Source organism: Dolichospermum sp. LEGE 00246 (assembly GCF_015207865.1).
Classification (GTDB): Bacteria; Cyanobacteriota; Cyanobacteriia; order Cyanobacteriales; family Nostocaceae; genus Dolichospermum; species Dolichospermum heterosporum.
Map to the genome: position 1 here is coordinate 1 of NZ_JADEWA010000661.1, position 2035 is coordinate 2035.

Consider the following 2035-nt stretch of genomic DNA (forward strand, 5'->3'; position numbering starts at 1 on the left):
TCATAGTTTAGACATTAATTAATCAAGCAAATCATAGTTTAGACAATCAAATATTCGTTCCTAAACTCTGAGCGTAAATCACCTCAATATTGCTACCAAAATCCAATTTATCCAAGGATTCTGTGAAAAACACAAAACCCTTATACGCAGTTACATACTTATATATTTTCGTAAAATAACCTTCACTGGTGACAATGACAAGCGGCTCTTCACCTTTGGCAAGAATATCCAAAAAAGCATCTAACTTTACACATACACCAGTACCCTGATGAGTGAAAATACTCCCACCAATAGTAGCAGGTTGAGCAGCCGCATCACCACTGTAATAGCTCATTTAGCGCTAACTTTTACTTATGTTATTGACCAGCTAATTTTAAACTTTCGTCTCCACTACCTGCTGTGAAGTTTGTAACGTTTGGGGTAAACTCCAATCGGGACGCAATTTAGCAGCGTGACGTAAATAAACGTGGTGAATTGGCGTAGAAGTTGGTAAATTAGCGTGAATGAGAAAGCGAATACAGCGCGGTAAACTTCCTTCAACGTGCATTTGTTGGACATCTAACATAGCTACACTATCCCACAAAGGACGACTGCGGGCGATCGCTGCTGGAAAAATAGCATCCAAATCCTTTGTCACTGAAAAAGTCACACTAATCATATCGTCCGGTTGGAGTTTATTTCTTTGCTCCAATTCATCTAATAATTCTGTCACTGAATCTCGAATTGCTTCAACACTATTTTCCGCAACAGTTGTTGCACCCCGAATTGCTCGCATTTGCCATTTCACTACCAAAATCCTCCTTTTGTTAGTTGTCAGTTGTAATAATTCTTCCCTGTTCCCTGTTCCCTGTTCCCTGTTCCCTACTTTCTATGGACGATATAACCACATGGGTAAACCACTGGTAGACACTTCAAATTCTAGCCAATCAATCCCCCCACCAATAACCGATTTAGCTTGACGACTTCCGGGTAGAACACGACTCAAAAATGGTTTCTGTTCTTCTAGCGTATAGCAAAGAGTTTTCTCAGGATCAAGTCCTACTAATTCCGCTGTCCATCGTCGTGCATCCTCTTCTGTTCCTAAGCGGTCTATAACACCCAACTCTAAGGCTTGCTGTCCGGTAAAAATTCGGCCGTCAGCGAAACTTCTGACCTTCTCTACGGTTAATGAACGAGCCTTTGCTACCGTTTCCACAAATTGTTGATAGCTGCAATCAATCAAGTCTTGCAGAATAGTTTGTTCCGGTTCTGTTAATTCCCGATCAAAAGCTAATATATCTTTGTACGGTCCTGACTTAATGACCTTAAAGGAAACACCAATTTTTCCCAATAGCACCTCTAAATTATTCCCCCGCAGAATTACCCCAATACTGCCCGTAATCGTGCCTGGATTCGCCATGATATGTTCTGCACCCATACCAATATAAACGCCTCCAGAAGCGGAAATATTCCCAAAACTAGCAACAATCTTGATTTTTTTGGCTAATCTCTTTAGTGCGCTGTAGATTTCTTGAGAATCACCCACTGTACCCCCAGGACTATCAATGCGTAGCAGTAAAGCGGGAAACTTACTTTCCTCTACGGTTTTCAATGCTTCTAGGACGTGCTTACGAGTTGCACCAGCGATCGCACCGCTGACTTCAATCCGCGCAATTTGTTTCCGAAAGTTGGGCTTAAATGGCCAAATCATGGGCAATCAAATAACTTTTTAATCTTCTGAATATCTTTAATATAGAACGCCCAGCGCGAACCTAACGGGTTCTAAACAAGTAGGCAAAATTGATTATATAAACAATACCTTGTCCAAATCGAAAAAAGTCTTGATTTGTAGGGGTAGCGCCCCGTGCCTACCCCGATATTTGGGGCAAGCACTTATGTAGTCTCGTTGAACCAAGAATCCCCGTGTCTTTAGGGACTTCCAAATAAAAAAATACTCAACCACCTAACGCAAAAATCTCTCAAACCCTTATTCCTCTGTGTCCTCTGCGCCTCTGTGGTTCGTTAATCAGGATAATTTATTTCTTGGAAGTCCCTT

The 2035-nt window shown here is 41.5% G+C and carries 3 protein-coding genes; all 3 read right to left on the reverse strand.

The window, feature by feature from the left end:
• Positions 1-46 precede the first annotated feature (46 nt).
• The 3 genes from IQ228_RS25240 to sppA all read right to left on the reverse strand — a co-directional run bounded on the left by IQ228_RS25240 (position 47) and on the right by sppA (position 1690).
• Positions 47-334 carry a hypothetical protein gene (locus IQ228_RS25240; protein ID WP_027402670.1) on the reverse strand — a complete coding sequence of 96 codons (288 nt, stop codon included), beginning with the start codon at positions 332-334 and terminating at the stop codon, positions 47-49.
• A 39-nt stretch (positions 335-373) separates the two neighbouring features.
• Positions 374-787, reverse strand: a complete 414-nt coding sequence (gene aroH, locus IQ228_RS25245) for a chorismate mutase (RefSeq protein ID WP_027402669.1) — start codon at positions 785-787, stop codon at positions 374-376.
• An 81-nt stretch (positions 788-868) separates the two neighbouring features.
• A complete protein-coding gene (gene sppA, locus IQ228_RS25250; protein ID WP_193964884.1) occupies positions 869-1690 on the reverse strand; it encodes a signal peptide peptidase SppA in 822 nt (273 codons plus the stop codon).
• Positions 1691-2035: the final 345 nt, after the last annotated feature.